The organism is Streptomyces sp. NPDC107522 (assembly GCF_055657525.1).
This window is the reverse complement of sequence record NZ_JBVKAU010000006.1, coordinates 613,054-629,938: the sequence shown is the minus strand read 5'-3', so window position 1 is coordinate 629,938 and position 16,885 is coordinate 613,054. Positions and strand designations below refer to the sequence as shown.

The 16,885-nt window shown below is 71.9% G+C and carries 11 protein-coding genes; 6 read left to right on the top strand and 5 right to left on the bottom strand.

The window, feature by feature from the left end:
• Positions 1-121: 121 nt before the first annotated feature.
• The 3 genes from ACZ7L6_RS23180 to ACZ7L6_RS23170 all read right to left on the bottom strand — a co-directional run bounded on the left by ACZ7L6_RS23180 (position 122) and on the right by ACZ7L6_RS23170 (position 5,805).
• Entirely contained in the window at positions 122-1,654 is a 1,533-nt protein-coding gene (locus ACZ7L6_RS23180; RefSeq protein ID WP_471926781.1) for a DUF5719 family protein, read from the bottom strand.
• Complete coding sequence (locus ACZ7L6_RS23175) at positions 1,651-5,361, bottom strand: glycosyltransferase family 2 protein (protein ID WP_471926779.1); 3,711 nt, start codon at positions 5,359-5,361, stop codon at positions 1,651-1,653. Before ACZ7L6_RS23175 ends, ACZ7L6_RS23180 begins: the two co-directional genes overlap by 4 nt.
• A 180-nt stretch (positions 5,362-5,541) precedes the next feature.
• The gene (locus tag ACZ7L6_RS23170; protein WP_003975777.1) at positions 5,542-5,805 is read right to left on the bottom strand and encodes a WhiB family transcriptional regulator; all 264 of its coding nucleotides are present in this window, start codon (positions 5,803-5,805) and stop codon (positions 5,542-5,544) included.
• A gap of 652 nt (positions 5,806-6,457) precedes the next feature.
• Between ACZ7L6_RS23170 and ACZ7L6_RS23165 the strand changes: the two genes are divergently transcribed.
• The 4 genes from ACZ7L6_RS23165 (at position 6,458) to ACZ7L6_RS23150 (ending at position 10,607) form a co-directional block, all read left to right on the top strand.
• On the top strand, positions 6,458-6,964 hold the full coding sequence (locus ACZ7L6_RS23165; protein WP_471926777.1) for a cysteine dioxygenase: 507 nt from the start codon (positions 6,458-6,460) through the stop codon (positions 6,962-6,964).
• 66 nt (positions 6,965-7,030) lie between these two features.
• The gene (cofD, locus tag ACZ7L6_RS23160; RefSeq protein ID WP_471926775.1) at positions 7,031-7,990 is read left to right on the top strand and encodes a 2-phospho-L-lactate transferase; all 960 of its coding nucleotides are present in this window, start codon (positions 7,031-7,033) and stop codon (positions 7,988-7,990) included.
• A gap of 5 nt (positions 7,991-7,995) precedes the next feature.
• Positions 7,996-9,321, top strand: coding sequence for a coenzyme F420-0:L-glutamate ligase (locus ACZ7L6_RS23155; protein WP_471926833.1), 1,326 nt, complete (start codon positions 7,996-7,998; stop codon positions 9,319-9,321).
• A 284-nt stretch (positions 9,322-9,605) separates the two neighbouring features.
• Positions 9,606-10,607: a DNA-3-methyladenine glycosylase family protein gene (locus ACZ7L6_RS23150; protein ID WP_471926773.1), complete on the top strand. Its 1,002-nt coding sequence runs from the start codon at positions 9,606-9,608 to the stop codon at positions 10,605-10,607.
• A gap of 567 nt (positions 10,608-11,174) precedes the next feature.
• On the opposite strand, the gene manB is transcribed toward ACZ7L6_RS23150, so the two are convergent.
• Both manB and ACZ7L6_RS23140 read right to left on the bottom strand, forming a co-directional pair.
• Positions 11,175-12,257, bottom strand: coding sequence for a mannose-1-phosphate guanylyltransferase (gene manB, locus ACZ7L6_RS23145; protein ID WP_471926771.1), 1,083 nt, complete (start codon positions 12,255-12,257; stop codon positions 11,175-11,177).
• A 257-nt stretch (positions 12,258-12,514) separates the two neighbouring features.
• The gene (locus ACZ7L6_RS23140; protein WP_471926769.1) at positions 12,515-13,999 is read right to left on the bottom strand and encodes a peptidoglycan recognition protein family protein; all 1,485 of its coding nucleotides are present in this window, start codon (positions 13,997-13,999) and stop codon (positions 12,515-12,517) included.
• 141 nt (positions 14,000-14,140) lie between these two features.
• Between ACZ7L6_RS23140 and ACZ7L6_RS23135 the strand changes: the two genes are divergently transcribed.
• Together ACZ7L6_RS23135 and ACZ7L6_RS23130 are read left to right on the top strand one after the other, a co-directional pair.
• A complete protein-coding gene (locus ACZ7L6_RS23135) occupies positions 14,141-14,896 on the top strand; it encodes a TIGR03089 family protein (protein WP_471926767.1) in 756 nt (251 codons plus the stop codon).
• A 654-nt stretch (positions 14,897-15,550) separates the two neighbouring features.
• Positions 15,551-16,726, top strand: a complete 1,176-nt coding sequence (locus tag ACZ7L6_RS23130) for an LCP family protein (protein ID WP_471926765.1) — start codon at positions 15,551-15,553, stop codon at positions 16,724-16,726.
• Positions 16,727-16,885: the final 159 nt, after the last annotated feature.

Below are 16,885 nucleotides of genomic sequence, written 5' to 3'. Positions count from 1 at the left end.
ACGGACACCCCCCGGCACGGCCCCGACCCACAAACCACCCGCAGGCGCTACGCGCACCCCCACCGAACCCGCACAGGCGCCGCAGGCATCAACGCACGCCCCCACCCAACCGCCAGAAGACCTACTTCTGCAGCACGGACAAGTCCTCGTCCGCCTCCGGCACAGCCACCATCCCCCGGTCGTCCGGCAGCGTCTGTACCGTGAAGCCGGGCACGCCCTCCGTCGTTGCCGTCAGCGTCCGGGACGCGTACACCGGTCCGCCCGACACCGACTCCACGGTCAGCGCGTACGTGCCCTTCAATCCGCTCGGCACCGGCACTTCCACGTCCTGTGTCGTCCCGGACTTGATCGTGAACGTCTTCGAGGTGGCCGTACCGCCCCCGCTCCCCGCCGACGCCGTCACCTTGATCTCGGCGGAGCGGAACGGCGCCGTCACGGACAGTGTTGTGCCCTTCGCCCTGTTGTCGACCACCGTCGCGCGCGTGCCGACCGGCCGGCTCGCCGGGATGAACGCCGTCTCCTGCTTGGCGCCTTCCCCCCGCACCACCCGAACCGCCGCAACCACCGGCACGCCCCGATCCGTGTCCGTGGGCGTCAGCAGCAGCGACCCCGCCTCGCCCCGCATCACGTCGCCGAGGTCCACCGCACTGGTCATACCGGCCTTGACATGCAGCGTCTCGTTCCCGGCAGGCGTGATCTCCCCGGAGGGCGAAGCAAGCCGCACCTTCAGATCCGCATCCGTGTCCCCCGGCGTGAAGGCGACCAGCCGAACGGCCTTGGCGTCCTTGGGAATGCCGGGCAGCACCAGACTCTCCGCGGGATCGGCGGACGCGGCCAGCCAGTCCGCACCGAGCTTGTCGTCCAGCGCCTGCACCGAAGCACCCACCCGACCACTGCGCACACTCACGTGCACGGTCACGTTCTCCTGCTTCTCACTGGTGAGCGTGGACAGCAGGATCGGCTCACCCGAGTGCGGCTGGACCGTGATCCCCTCCCCCACCGTGGTCTCGAGCGCACCGTCCTTGCCGTACAGCTCGATGTCGACGACGGCGGCGGAGTCGTCGGGGTTGGTCAGATGGACGTAGTCCGTGCGGTCGGCAGCCGTACTGGCGCCCGGGAACCAGAACTCGGTGTCCGGCGCGATGCAGTTGACGCCCTGCAGACCACGCCCCGTGCCCGCCGCGACCTCCGTGGTCTGCTGCACGGTCCAGCCGGGCGCGAACTTCCCGTCGGCGGTCCCGATGAGCGCCGGCGAGTCGGCCCCGGACGCGTCCTCGGTCACCGGCGTCCCCGGCTCCTTGCCGACCAGGACGGGCTTGCCGGCCTTGCCCGCGTCACCGGCCTTCTTACCCTTGCCGTCGGCCTTGCCCTTGGCGTCCGCCGCGTCGCCCGACTCCTCCGCCCCGGACCGCAGTTCCGCCTTCCCACCGCTCCCCGCCCCCTTCGTGACGGGCGTGAACGACGTGTAGGTCGTCTCGGCGAGGTCCGAGGTGCTCGGCGCCGGACATACCAGGCTCGTCCGCTCCACGGGCAGCTCGGCGGCCGCCTTCGCGGTGGTCGTCCCGGACGCGTCCGGCGTGGTGAGCGCCGCGACCCCGGTTATGGCGGCCAGGGCGCCGGCACCGGCGATCAGGGACAGGGTCGTGCGGTTCACTGCTGGCTCCCGTCGGAACGCTCGCTGCCGTGCGGATGCTGCTGTGCCGGGTCGTAGGTGGCGTCGTAACCCTGCTGGTAGGTCTGGTCGTACGAGGCGTCGTACGCCCCCGCCTGAGGCTGCCCGCCGTACGCGTACGGGTCGTACTGGCCGCCCTGGTACGGATCCGCCTGGTACGGGTCCGCTTGGTACGTCTGGTCGTAAGCGCCGCCCGCCGGGTACTGCTGCCCGCCCTGGTACTGCTCGCCGCCGGAGCCGCCGTACTCGGCGCCGGCGTAATTGGGCGTGTCCGTCCCCCAGGTGGGAGTGCCCTCGTCCGGGGTCGCCCCCATGCCGTAGGACTGCTGCTGCGGAATCACCGCAGGGGGCTGCTCCGGAGGAGAGGGGAACGCCCCTGCCTGACCGGCCTCTTCGGCCTCGGCCTGGGCGCGCAGCCGACGGGCCCGCCGCCCCTCGCCGGCCATGGCCTCGGCCGGCACAGGTGCCTCCTCGGGCATGTCGTCGTCGACGTCGCGGCGACGCCCCGGCAGGGCCATCACGACGAGGACGAGGGCGAGGAAGCCCTGGGTCCACAGCCAGGCGGTGTGGCCGATCGGGTCGTCGTAGACGACGTCCAACCGGCCGCCAGAAGCCGGGAGTTCGAAGCCCTGGGCCCAGCCGTCGACCGTGGTCGGGGTGAGCGGCTTGCCGTCCAGGGTGGCCGTCCAGCCGTCGTCGGCGCTGTCGGCGAGGCGCAGGACACGCCCTTCGGCGCCGCTCGGAATCGTGGTGTGGATCTCCACGGGCCCTGCAGCAACGGTCTGAGGCTCACCCGAGCCCGAGCCCGACCCGGACCCGGAGACGACGGCCGCACGCGATACCTGCCGGTCGACCCGCCACAACGCGCTGCCGTTCTGCTCACTCAGCCGCTGCAGTCCGGGCGTGGCGTCCAGCACGCGCGCGACCTCGCGGGGTGCGCCCTTGTGGACGAGGACGTAACGCACCGCGAACGCGCCCAGCTGGTCGGCCTGGTCGGCGCCGGAGCCGGCGACGAGGTTGGCGACGATCTTGTCGAGCTTGGCGTTCTCCCCGTCGGCAGCGGCGAGTTCGGCGTCGCCGAGGCGGGCGCCGGAGCCGCGGACGAGCATGTAGCCGACCTGGGCCGAGGACTCGCTGTCGAGGACGAGGGTGCGGGCCTGGTCGGGGGTGCTGCTGTCCTCGGCGACGAACGCGGGCACCTGCACGGGGTCGCGTCGCTCCAGCGGTCCGTCGGCGCCGCGGATCATCCAGCCGGCGGCGACGAGCAGCGGGCCCGCAGCGGCGGCGAAGGCGATCAGCGCGGCGACCGGCTGGCGCCAGCCGAAGCTCTGCTCGGCCACGCGCGAGCGTGCCCCGTCGGCGCCGAGCAGCGCGGCGGCCAGGAGGGCGATGCCGTAGACGAGGGTCGCGGGGCCGGCCCAGGTGGAGCTGTTGGCCAGGGCGGCGAAGACGAGGCCGACCAGGGCGATCGCCCAGGCGGTCCAGATGCCGAACTGCCGCTCGGTGCGCAGCAGGGCGGCCAGCGCGGCCAGGACGACGCCGACGAGCATCAGTCCGCTGACTGTGCCCGGTCCGCCGGGGCTGGCGCCGAGCAGGTCCAGGGCGGAGGCCGCCGAGGAGCCGTACTCCAGGCCGGCCTCCTGGAAGAATCCGAACGGAAGCAGCGACAGCGACCAGGGCGCGAGCACCAGAAGGGGCACGCCGAACTGGGCCAGGAAGCGCAGGCCGTAGGCGGTGATGTCGGAGCGCCGCACCGCCAGCAGGCCGAGCCCGAGGACCAGCGCGATCGGCCACACGATCGGCGTGAAGGCCGTGGTGATCGTCAGCAGCAGCGCGTACGCCCAGGTCGCGCGCCAACTGCCGCGCGCACCCGAGGGGCTCGTCAGGCCGCTCGCCGCGATGCCCGCGCGCGCGATGAGCGGCAGCAGGACGGCGAGGACGGCGGTGCCGATGCGGCCGCCGGCGAGTGCGCCGGTGGCGGCGGGCAGGAAGGCGTAGACGACGGCCGCCCACGCGCGCAGCAGGCGGGACTCGACGAGGGAGCGGGAGGCGAAGTAGGCGGTGAACCCGGCCAGTGGCACCGAGCAGACCAGCAGGACCGTTACCGCAAGTCCGGTCGAGCCCAGCAGCGCGGAGGCGAGCATCGCCACGATCGCGAGGTACGGCGGCGCGGACGTGGTGCCGCCGGCGCCCACCGGGTGCCAGGCGTCCAGGTAGCGGGACCACAGCTCGCCGGAGTCGGCCGGGGCGGGCAGCAACGCGCCGCCCGCGAGCGCGCCGCCGCCGAGGAGCCCGCGGCACGCGATCAGTGAGACGAGCAGCAGCACCAGGAAGAGCACCGGGCCGGGCTTGCGGGCGATGCGCTTGAGGCGGGCGAACTGCTCTATCTCCAGGAAGTCGGCGTCGTCGCCGCCGGGCCCGGACTCGATCGCGCTGCCGTGCCGTCCGGCGCCGGCGGCCGCCTCGGGATCGGAGCTGCCCATGAGGTTGCCCGCGACCTGCTCGATGGTGGCCCGCACGGTCGCTCCGGGCGGCGGGAACAGCGCCCGCAGTTCGCCCTTGTCGATCACGGGGTTCCCACGCCTGCGCCGCCCGGCGATGATCCGCTCGGGGCGTAGCAGTGTGCCCATGAGGCCACGGATCTCGTCGAGGGCCTGCCCGGGGACCTTGCCCACGAGGTAGGCCAGGGTCCGCAGGACCGTGCCGAGCACGAGGCGCAGCAGCACCCAGGGCAGCACGGCCGTACGCGTGTTGACCAGCAGGGTGTAGACGGCGCCCGCCTTGTCGACCTTGTGCGGGGAGGCGGCGGTGCGGCCCACGCAGTCGACGGTGCGGCGCTCGCGGGAGGCCGCCTCGGCGTGTCGTACGACTGCTTCGGGCGCGACGAGGACGCGGTGGCCGGCGGCCGTGACACGCCAGCACAGGTCGACGTCGTCGCGCATCAACGGCAGGCGCCGGTCGAAGCCGCCCAGCTGTTCGAAGACGTCGCGCCGGATCAGCATGCCGGCGGTGGACACGGACAGCACGGACCGGACGTGGTCGTGCTGGCCCTGGTCCTGCTCGCGGCGGTCGAGGCCGGTCCAGCGGCGGCCCGAGTTGGCGATGGTGACGCCGACCTCGAGGAGCTGCCGGCGGTCGTACCAGCCGCGCAGCTTGGGGCCGACGACGGCGACGTCGTCGCGGTCCAGCTCGTACTCGTTCTCCACCACGCGCAGCAGCTGGGCAAGGGCGTCGGGTTCGGGGGCGCAGTCGTCGTGCAGGAGCCAGAGCCACTGCACCGGCTCCCCGTGGGGGAGTTCGGGCAGGTCGTAGGCGTCGTCGCGCCATGTGCGCGTGACGGGGTCCCAGCCGCTCGGCCGCTTCAGGTACGTCAGCTCGTCCGGGGTGAGGACGGGGGCGGAGCGGTTGGCCTCCTCGACGGCCTGGCCGAATCCGGTGCGCCGGGCGAGATGCAGTACGCGATCGTCGCCGAGGGCGTCGGTGACCAGCTGCGCGGACTGGTCCGCGCTGCCGGTGTCGGCGGCCATGGCGAACTGGACGGGGCGCTCCTGGCCGAGCAGCCCGGCGAGCGCGTCGGGCAGCCAGCGGGCTCCGTCGTGGGAGACGAGCACCGCGGTCACCACATGACGCGGAAACTCAGGTGCGGCAGCGGGGTCGTGATGGGCTGCCGGGTGGCTGTGCACGGACATCGAGGTACAGGCCCCGGTTCGATGGACTGCGGTGGACGCCTGTGCCCCCAGGGGGCGACGGGGCGTCTCGGACGAGCGACCACACTATCGGCTGGGCATGACGGCGGCCCGCCGCCTGTGGATAACCCACCTGCGACGGGCCGTACGAGACGTATGTACGTGCGGTTGTGAGCCGTTTCGTCAGACAGCGGCCTTCTTCAGCCGGCGGCGCTCGCGCTCGGACAGGCCGCCCCAGATGCCGAAGCGCTCGTCGTTGGCGAGGGCGTATTCGAGGCACTCGGAGCGGACCTCACAGGCGAGGCAGACCTTCTTGGCCTCGCGGGTGGAGCCGCCCTTCTCGGGGAAGAAGGACTCGGGGTCGGTCTGGGCGCACAGCGCGCGCTCCTGCCAGCCGAGTTCCTCGTCCGCGTCGTCGACCAGCAGTTGCTGCACCAGCTCGGTCATGTGCGCCCCTCGTCTGTCTTTCGCGTCCCCGTGATGTTGCCGTTACCGATTTCGGCTGAACGACACGAGTGAAATTACAAGTGTGCTGCTCCGGGCGAGTCAAGCCGAGATCTGCTATTGAGCCCCTTATTCACTCTGCGGAACCAAGGCCTAGCGGAAAGTGTTCAAATCGGCATAAACCTTGACAAGCAGGCGAGGCCCGGGAGGGCCTCCGGCCCTCCGCAGAGCCTGTACGGAAAAGGACGCCCAGAAGTTCGATCTCGTTGCACGCACGCGTAGAAGCGAACCGGATCACAGTCGGATCACAGGATCACAACGACGCCCGTGCGCCCGGTTGTGCGCCATGTGTCCCGGTCACCCCATGGACAAACCTTTCGCCACACAGATGCACCGGATGAGGTGAAACGCGTCCCACATGACGGGCGTCAAGTTGACAGTGGAGGCGTGAGCCGATGTCCTTGTGGGCATGCTCGCGAACTTGGCACTCACCTCGACCCGCACCGCCGGGTCCCTCGGTGCTGCCCGGGGTCGCTGTAGCTGTTGTTGCTGTCCCAGCTGTTGAGCCACACCTGCTCCAGCTGTAGGCCGAGTCGCCCGCCCGCTCGGCTTCCGTTCCCTCTGACCTTCTTTCACTGAGGAACCACCGCACCCCATGAACAGCGACAGCGACCTCCAGATCGCCGGCGACATCCTCGAAGTCCCGCACCTCCTCCAGGCACCGCGCGAGCACCCCGCCACCGTCGCCGACTTCGTCGGCCTGGCCCGCTCCATCGCCGCCGACCGCTCCCAGTGGGAGCACCTCGTCCAGTACGACGCGACCACGCGCTGGTACCACCGGCTGCGCACGGGCCCCGGCTACGAGGTGTGGCTGCTGTCCTGGGTCCCCGGACAGGGCAGCGGACTGCACGACCACGGCCCGTCCTCCGGCGTCCTGACGGTCCTGGACGGCACGCTGACCGAGCGCACGGAGCGTGGCACGCGCGCGTTGAAGGCGGGCGCACAGCGGGTGTTCGCGCCGGGCTATGTCCACGAAGTGGCGAACGACGCGCTGGAGCCGGCGGTCAGCCTGCACGTGTACTACCCGGGTCTGACCGAGATGCCCATGCACGCCGCCCGGGCCTGCGAGGCCCGTATCGAGCCCACTCCGGTGACTGCCTGACCCGTATCGAGCCGACTCCGGTGACTGCCTGACCCGTTGTCGTACCCGCCTGCAAGACTGGCTCCCATGCGCATTGTGGTTCTGGCAGGCGGCATCGGTGGTGCCCGGTTCCTGCGTGGTCTGAAGCGGGCCGTGCCGGACGCGGACATCACGGTCATCGGCAATACCGGGGACGACATCCACCTCTTCGGACTGAAGGTCTGCCCGGACCTCGACACGGTGATGTACACCCTGGGCGGCGGCATCAACGAGGAGCAGGGCTGGGGCCGGTCCGACGAGACCTTCCACCTCAAGGAGGAGCTCGCCGCGTACGGCGTCGGACCGGAGTGGTTCGGGCTGGGCGACCGGGATTTCGCCACGCACATCGTGCGGACGCAGATGATCGGCGCGGGCTATCCGCTCAGCGCGGTGACGCAGGCGTTGTGCGACCGCTGGAAGCCGGGAGTCCGTCTCATCCCCATGACCGACGACCGCGTGGAAACGCATGTCGCGGTCGAGGTGGACGGCGAGCGCAAGGCCGTCCACTTCCAGGAGTACTGGGTGCGGCTGCGGGCGTCCGTACCGGCGGAGGCGATCGTGCCGGTCGGCGCGGAGCAGGCCAAGCCCGCGCCGGGCGTCCTGGAGGCGATCGCCGAGGCGGACGTCATCCTCTTCCCGCCGTCCAACCCGGTCGTCTCGGTCGGCACGATCCTCGCCGTGCCCGGCATCCGGGAGGCGATCGCCGACGCGGGCGTGCCGGTCGTGGGCCTGTCTCCCATCGTCGGGGACGCGCCCGTGCGCGGGATGGCCGACAAGGTGCTCGCGGCGGTCGGCGTGGAGTCGACGGCCGCGGCGGTGGCCGAGCACTACGGCTCGGGGCTCCTCGACGGCTGGCTCGTCGACACCGTGGACTCGGGCGCCGTGGAGCGGGTCGAGGCGGCCGGGATCCGCTGCCGGGCCGTGCCGCTGATGATGACCGACATCGACGCGGCCGCGCAGATGGCCCGCGAGGCGCTGGCGCTGGCGGAGGAGGTGCGGGGCGCTTGAGCGAGGTGTCCTACGACGTGTCCGGTGACGTGTCCGCGGACGGCTACCGGGTCTGGGCCGTCTCCGGGATGCCCGAGGTCCAGCAGGGCGACGACCTCGCGAAACTGATCGCCGCCGCCGAACCCGGCCTCGCCGACGGGGACGTACTCCTGGTCACCTCGAAAATCGTCTCCAAGGCGGAGGGACGGATCGTCGAGGCGGCCGACCGCGAGGCCGCCATCGACGCGGAGACGGTACGGGTCGTCGCGCGCCGCGGCGCCCTGCGCATCGTCGAGAACCGACAGGGCCTCGTGATGGCCGCAGCCGGCGTGGACGCCTCCAACACCCCCGCCGGAACCGTGCTGTTGCTGCCCGAGGACCCGGACGCGTCCGCGCGGGCGATCCGGGACGGGCTGCGGGACGCCCTCGGTGTCGACGTCGGGGTCGTCGTCACCGACACCTTCGGGCGGCCCTGGCGCTCGGGGCTCACGGACGTGGCGATCGGCGCCGCCGGTGTGCGCGTACTCGATGATCTGCGCGGGGGCACGGACGCGTACGGCAATCCGCTGAGCGCGACCGTCGTGGCGACGGCGGACGAACTGGCCGCCGCCGGTGATCTCGTGAAGGGCAAGGCCGCCGGGCTGCCCGTCGCCGTCGTGCGCGGGCTGGCGCACATGGTGGCCGAGGAGCACGGGGAGGGGGCGCGGGTCTTGGTGCGCGACGCGCGCGACGACATGTTCCGGCTCGGGACGTCGGAGGCGGTACGGGAGGCGGTCACCCGGCGCCGTACCGTACGGGCCTTCACTGACGAACCCGTCGACCCCGGGGCCGTACGAAGAGCGGTCGCGGCGGCTGTCACGGCGCCGGCGCCGCATCACACGACGCCGTGGCGGTTCGTGCTGCTGGAGTCTCAGGAGTCGCGGACGCGGCTGCTCGATGCGATGCGGGATGCGTGGATCGCCGATCTGCGGCGGGACGGCAAGAGCGAGGAGTCGATCGCGAAGCGGGTGCGGCGGGGAGATGTGCTGCGGAATGCGCCGTATCTCGTCGTGCCGTGTCTGGTGATGGACGGCTCGCACACCTATGGCGACGCGCGGCGGGACGGGGCCGAGCGGGAGATGTTCGTGGTCGCCGCCGGGGCAGGGGTGCAGAACTTCCTGGTCGCGCTGGCCGGGGAGCGGCTGGGCTCGGCCTGGGTGTCGTCGACCATGTTCTGCCGGGATGTGGTGCGGGAGGTGCTCGGGCTGCCGGAGGACTGGGATCCGATGGGGGCGGTGGCGGTCGGTCATCCGGCGGAGGAACCTCGGCCGCGGCCTGAGCGGGAGGCCGGGGGGTTCATCGAGGTGCGGTGACGCTTTGCTGGGTGGGCCGGGGACGGCGGTTTGGTGAGGGGATCGGTGGGTGGGTGGGTGGCTGCGGCTCTGTTGCATGTGGGCGTGTCGTCGCGGGCAGAGTCGTACATCGATACGGCTCGCTGTCCGTATCGATACGGTTCGCTGTCCGTACAGCAGCGCGGCCATCAGGCCCGCAGTCCCGCAGACCGCAGGCCCTCAGGGCGCGATACGCGCCTTTGATGGCGTGGGAGCGCCTAGGCTCGTAGCTCTCGTCGGTACCTAGCTGCTTCCCGGGATTCTTCGTGGCAGGACGTTTTGCTCCGCGCCCCACGCGTACGAGTGTGCGAGGTGGGCATGTCGCTGTGCCTGCGGGTGTCCCTCGGCAGGCTGTCGCGCCGGGGAGGGTGCGGACGGTGGTGCCGGACGGGCCGCTCGATCTCGGGATCGTGCTCGGGCCCTTGCGGCGTGGGCCTGGGGATCCGACGTTCCGGGCGATGCCGGACGGGTCCGTGTGGCGTGCCACTCTTACGCCCGCCGGGCCGGGAACGTTGCGGGTCAGCGCGCGGGGTGCCGAAGTGCGGGGTGAGGCCTGGGGGCCGGGGGCCGAGTGGCTGCTGGAGCAGTTGCCGGAACTGCTCGGGGCGGCCGACGATCCGTCCGCCTTCGTGCCGCGGCATCGGCTGGTGGCGCTCACTCGGCATCGGCGGCCGGGGCTCCGGCTGACGCGGACCGGGCTGGTGCTGGAGTCGTTGATTCCGTCGGTTCTGGAGCAGAAGGTCACGACCGATGAGGCGTATCGGGCGTGGCGGTTGCTGGCGCGGAAGTACGGGGAGCCGGCGCCGGGGCCCGCGCCCGGGCGGATGTGTGTGATGCCGGATGCGGAGACCTGGCGGCTGATTCCGTCCTGGGAGTGGCATCGGGCCGGGGTCGACAACAAGCGGGCGTCCACGATTCTGCGGGCTGTGCGGGTTGCTGCGCGGCTGGAGGAGGCGGTGCGGATGTCTCCGGCTCAGGCGCAGGCTCGGTTGGAGGTTGTGCCGGGGATCGGGCCGTGGACGTCGGCGGAGGTTGTGCAGCGTAGTCATGGGGCGCCGGATGCGGTGACGGTAGGGGATCTGCATCTGCCCGGGATCGTGGGGTGGGCGCTGGCGGGGGATCGGGATGCGGATGACTCCGTGATGCTGGAGTTGCTGGAGCCGTATGCGGGGCAGCGGCATCGGGCGGCTCGGTTGATTCTGCTGAGTGGGCGGGTGCCGGGGCGGCGGGCGCCGCGGATGCCTCGGGGGGATATCGGGCGGCTGTGACGGGGCGGCGGGCGCTGCGGTTGCCGTCGGCGGCGGTTTTCGCCCCCGCCGCCCCTACCCGTCCCATCCTGAAGGGGCTCCACCCCTTCGACCCCGCCAGGGGGCTCCGCCCCCTGGACCCCCGCCGGCCCTGAAGGGGCCTTGTCCTCAAACGCCGGACGGGCTGGATGACGTGGACCGGCGTCGAGAGGTGGCTGCCCCCTGCGGGTGGGTGGGGGCTCGGGACGGTGGTGCCTCGGCCTCAGACCCCGGACCGGCCGGAATGCCCTGACCCGCGTCACGAGGCGAAGCCCCCTTCGGGCGGGCGGGGGCTCGGGACGGTCGTGCCTCGGCCTCAGACCCCGGACCGGCCGGAATGCCCTGACCCGCGTCACGAGGCGAAGCCCCCTTCGGGTGGGCGGGAACTCGGGGCGGTTGCAGCCCCGGCCTCGAACTCCGGACCGGCTGGAAGATGCAGGCCGACGCTGGAAGTGACCGTCGGTGCGTGCGGCCGAGTTCCCGGCGTCGAGTGGTGACCGTACGCTGCGGGCGGGGGGTCGGGGCGGTTGTGGCCTGTGCTCGGCGCTCCTACAGATCCGGCGAGAACCGCACCGCCCCCGCCGGGATCCGCGCGTCGCACCACACTCGTGCGCCCTCCCTCAGCTCGTTGTCGGCGCCGATCACCGCGCCGTCGCCGATGACCGTGCCGGTGAGGACGGAGCGTTCGCCGACGCGGGCGCGGGTGCCGATGAGGGAGTCGGTGATGACTGCGCCGGGTTCGATGACGGCGCCCGGGAGGATCGTGCTGCCGAAGACGCGCGCGCCCTCGGCGACGAACGCGCCCTCGCCCACGACCGTGCCGCCGGTCAGCTTGGCGTCGGGGGCCACCGTGGCCGTGGGGAGGATCAGGCGGTCGCCGCAGCGGCCGGGGACCGCGGGGGACGGGGCCCGGCCGAGTACCAGGTCCGCCGAGCCTCGGACGAAGGCGGCCGGGGTGCCCAGGTCCAGCCAGTACGTCGAGTCGACCATGCCCTGGAGGTGGGCTCCGGCCGACAGGAGGTTCGGGAACGTCTCGCGCTCCACCGAGACCGGGCGGCCCGCCGGGATCGCGTCGATGACCGAGCGGCGGAAGACGTACGCCCCCGCGTTGATCTGGTCGGTGACGATCTCCTCGGGGGTCTGCGGTTTCTCCAGGAACGCCGTCACCCGGCCCGTCTCGTCCGTGGGGACCAGGCCGTACGCCCTCGGATCCGTCACCTTGGTGAGGTGGAGGGAGATGTCCGCGCCCGTCTGCTCGTGGGTACGCACCAGTGCCTTGATGTCCAGGCCCGTCAGGATGTCGCCGTTGAAGATGAGGACCGGGTCGTCGGGGGCCGAGTGCAGGCGGGAGGCCACGTTGCGGATCGCTCCGCCGGTGCCGAGGGGCTCCTCCTCCGTCACGTACTCCAGGTGGAGGCCCAGCGCCGAGCCGTCGCCGAAGTACGGCTCGAAGACCTCGGCCAGGTACGACGTCGCCAGGACGATGTGCTCCACCCCCGCCGCTCTCGCTCTCGCCAACTGGTGCGTGAGGAACGGCACTCCTGCCGCCGGCACCATGGGCTTCGGCGTGTGCACGGTGAGCGGACGCAACCGAGTGCCCTTGCCGCCGACCAGGAGGATCGCTTCTGTCACCTGTCGTCTCTGCTTCCTGCCGGGACCGGCCGAACTGTCTTTCGGCCGGCCAGTGTATGCAGACCGTTGTGCGGCGCCCTCGACGGCAGTGCGGCATTCCCTCCGCCACTTGTCCCCCGACAGCGGTGAATACGACCCCATGGCCAACCAGATGGCCATTCCCATGCCATCGCCATGGCCGTCCCCATGCCATCGCCATGGCACCCCGCGACCGCCGTGGCGCCCCCGCATGCCCCCCGATGCACTCCGCCCGCTCCTCAACGTCCCTGGTAGCGGGCCGCCGTGGCGCGTGCCGAGCCGAGCTTGCGGTAGAGCTGCCGTCCGGGGCACTCCGTGGAGTAGCCGTCCCGATGGCCGGAGATCGCGTTCAGTCGTACGTTCTTTCCCTTTCGGTAGAGATTGCCACCGCCGGACTTCAGGTATGTCTTTCCACGCGGATTGACGCCGTAGAGCCCCAGTTTCCAAGCCGTGAGCCGGGCGATGGCCCGCACGGCGGCAGCGGACGGCCTGCTGGAGCCGTAGCTGCCGAGGACGGCGATGCCCATGGTGTTGGAGTTGAAACCGAGAGTGTGCGCGCCGAGGACCGGCTTCGCCACTCCCCCGGCGCGTCCCTCGTAGATGTTTCCGCACTTGTCGACGAGGAAGTTGTAGCCGATGTCGCGCCAGCCCATGCTCACGACGTGGTAGCGGTAGATACCGCGAATGAGCGAGGGGGCCTGCGAGCACCAGTACCTGGCACCGGTCGCCGTGTGGTGCACGAACGCCGCCTTCACCTTCTTCGTGTAGGCGAAACTCCTCTCCCGCCACCTCTCGTTCGCGCCCCAGCCGCGCCGCGTGACGATGCGCGGCCGCGGCCCGATGTACGGCTTCGCCTGCTGTTCCTGCGTCAACTCGCCCCCGCGCAGGACCACCATCTCCCGCTCGGTCTCGGCCCGGCCGAGCGCGGGGATCTCCGCGGCGCCGAGGGGCGCGAGTTCGACGTTGGCGGCCGAGGTGGCGGCGTCGGCGGCGGAGGCGGCGAGGGCCTCGGCGGTCTCGGCGGTCTCGGCCTTGAGGGAACCGGGACGGGGGGCGCCGGGCTCACCCGGTGCGGGGGCCGGATCGCCGGGGTTCACGAGTTCGAGGTGGAGGCCGGCGGGCAGCGGGGAGGCCTCGGTGCCGGCTGTCGGGGCCGGGTCGCCGGCGCCGGGTGTGCGCTCCTCGGACCGGCCCTCGGCGGGCTCCGCCGTGACCCGGACCTCGACACCGTCCGACTCGCCGACCCACAACGGTGCCGTGGAGCCGCGCACCCGGCTGGAGCGGGCCTCTGGGGTATCCGGGTCGGCCGCGTGCTCGGCGTTGTGCGTCTCGAGGTCCTGCCAGCCGGACCAGGTGCCGGTGCCGGCCGCGCGGGTGCGGACCTGGACACGGCCGTGCAGTTCGGTGCCCGGGTCGTCCCAGACGACGCCGACGAGGGAGAAGTGCGGTACGTCCCGGCGGGACAGCCCCTGTTCGACGGGGGCACCGTCGCGGTCACGGCCGCGGGGGGCGAGGGGCAGCGACTGGGTGCTGCCGGGGACGGACGGCTCGGCGCTGTCATGACGCACCGTCGGACCGGGCGCCGTGGCCACCGTCTCCCCGCGCGTGGCCGCTTCCGCGCCGAGCGCCGGTCTCGCGGTCGCCGCGACGGCGGGTGGGGTGAGCGGGAGAGCGAGAGCGACCGCGCACGTGACACCGATCGAGGAAGCAAGGAATCCACGCATGCTCCTGATAGTGGACATAGCCTTACAAACCTGTCCATTGCGGAATTGACAGGGTGTCGGTCGGCGATTCACCCGAAACGGTGGCGCCAGGGTGCCGCCAACCGGCGGTGCGTGTACGCCGGTCCGCGTACCCTTGCGCGGGTGAACGCCTCTGATCGCACCCCTGCCGACCTGCTGCGTTCCGCGCTCGCCGCGGATCCCGGACGTCCCCTGGTGACCTTCTACGACGACGCCACCGGGGAACGCGTCGAATTGTCCGTGGCCACCTTCGCCAATTGGGTGGCCAAGACCGCGAACCTGCTCCAGGGCGACCTCGGGGCCGGGCCGGGCGACCGGGTCGCGTTGCTGCTGCCCGCGCACTGGCAGACGGCGGTGTGGCTGCTGGCGTGTTCGTCGGTGGGCACGATCGCGGACGTGGGCGGGGATCCGGCGGTGGCCGACGTGGTCGTGAGCGGGCCGGAGTCGCTGGAGGCTGCGCGGGCGTGCCGGGGTGAGCGGGTCGCCTTGGCGCTACGACCGCTGGGGGGCCGTTTCCCGCAGGCGCCGGCCGGGTTCGCCGACTACGCCGTGGAGGTGCCGAGTCAGGGTGACCGTTTCGTGCCGTACGCGCCGGTCGATCCCGAGGATCCGGCGCTGATCGTGGCCGGCCGGGAGTTCAGCGGCGCCGAGGTCGTCGAACGCGCCCAGGCCGAGGCGACGGGGCTCGGCCTCACGGGACCTGGCTCACGGATCCTGTCGGCCCTGCCGTACGACACCTGGGAGGGCCTCAACGCCGGGCTGTACGCGGCGCTGGCGACGGGTGGGTCGGTGGTCCTGTGCCGGCACCTCGAGTCGCTGGGCGAGGAGGCGCTGGCGAAGCGGATCGAGAGCGAGCGGGTGACGGCCACGGCGCGGTGACGCCGGGCACGCAGCCCGGCGCCGGGTGACTGCGAGGGCGGCCCTGTGCCCCAGGTGCCGCCTGCTTGTGGCTTGCCCGACGCCGAGGCCGGCCGGGGGGTGGGTCGCGCAGCCCGGCGCCGGCGGGGTGCCGCCTCTGTGGGTCCGGAGCCGCCCCAGCGGCACGACTGCCCGCAGCTACGCAGGCTGGTGCCGACCTGCGTCTGGGTCGGCGTGACGGCTCGCAGCGGGGGCGGCATGGCGGCCCGTAGCGCCACGGGCCCGCAGTCGCCCACGGCGGGAAGGGCTGCCGGGGGGTGTCCGCCCGCAGTGGCCGGCGTCAATACGCAGCACCTCCCGGCCTAGGTCCCGCCGCCGGCTCCGAGGACGGACACCCCCCGGCACGGCCCCGACCCAGAACACGCCCGCAGGCGCTACCCGCACCCCCACCCCACCCGCACAGGCGCCGCAGGCACCCCCCGCCCAACCGCCGGAGGCTGCCGCAGGCATCAACGCGCACCCCCACCCAAGCCGCACGGCACCCCGGCCCAACCGCCGCAGGCCCCGTCACCCGTTCAGCCCATCACCACCCACCCCTCACCCCCCACTCGGGCCATGGTCGTAACAACAGCCCACACCACCCGCAGCTCGCTGCCCTGAGGAGTGGAGCCAGCCGTGACCCGCATCGCACGCCCACGCCCCGGAGGTTCCGGTGTCGGGCGGCGGCGTAGGTGGCGGTGGGTGCGGCGCGGGGCGCTCGGGGTGGGGCTGGTGCTCGTGGGCGCCGCCGGAGCCGGCTGGGCCGTCTACGCCAAGCTCGACTCCAACATCACCGCCGACGAGGCCGCCGCCGCGGAACTCGCGCGGTACGAGAAGGAGCGCCCCACCTCACTCGTGCGCGGCGCGCAGAACATCCTGCTGATCGGCTCGGACTCCAGGGCGGGCAAGGCCAACCGGCGCTACGGGCGCGACTCGGGCACCGAGCGGTCCGACACCACCATCCTGCTGCACCTGTCCGCCGAGCGCCGCAGCGCCACCGCCGTCTCGATACCCCGCGACCTGATGGTCGACGTCCCCGGGTGCCGACGGCAGAACGGCACCCGCAGCGACCCGATGTTCGCGATGTTCAACTACGCCTTCCAGGTCGGCGGTTCGGCCTGCACCATCCGTACCGTCGAGCGGCTCACCGACATCCGTATCGACCATCACATGGTCGTCGACTTCCACGGCTTCAAGGAGATGATCGACGCCCTCGACGGCGTGGAGATCTGCCTCACCGAGCCGATCAACGACAAGGCCGCCAAGCTGCGCCTCCCGGCCGGCAAGGTGACCCTCAACGGCGAACAGGCCCTCGGCTACGTCCGCGCCCGCAAGTCCCTCGGCGACGGCAGCGACACCGACCGCATACACCGCCAGCAGCGCTTCCTCGCCGCGCTGGTCAACAAGGTCCAGAGCAACGACGTCCTGCTGAACCCGGTCAGGCTCTACCCCGTCCTGGACGCCGCCACGTCCTCCCTCACCACCGACCCCGCCCTGGCCAACTTGCGCGGTTTGTACGAACTCGTGCGCGGCGTGCGCGACATCCCCACCGAACGCGTGCAATTCCTGACCGTGCCCCGGGAGTCGTACACGCACAACGCCAATCGCGACCAACTCAGGGAGCCGGAGGCCGAGCGGCTCTTCGAGCGACTGCGCACCGACACGCCGGTGGAAGTAGCCGATTCACCCGAAATGCACCACGGCTCCGAAGGGCCTACGTCCGCTACGAAGCGGCTCGTCGAAGCCGCCGATCCCACTCCTCCACCCCCCACCTTCCGAGGCAACACCGCCGCCGAGAACCCCTGCAGGTAAAACGCTCACCAAGTCGGCGAACCCCAATTCAAAGAAATGGGTCGGATTGCCCAGTTGTAGGGACGTGGAATTTGTCACCGTCGTCGCTTGACGCTGATCTGGCCGGATAGTGTGAGCGATCCGGTGCACCCGGCCGTAGTTAGGCTTGCGCACTGTTTG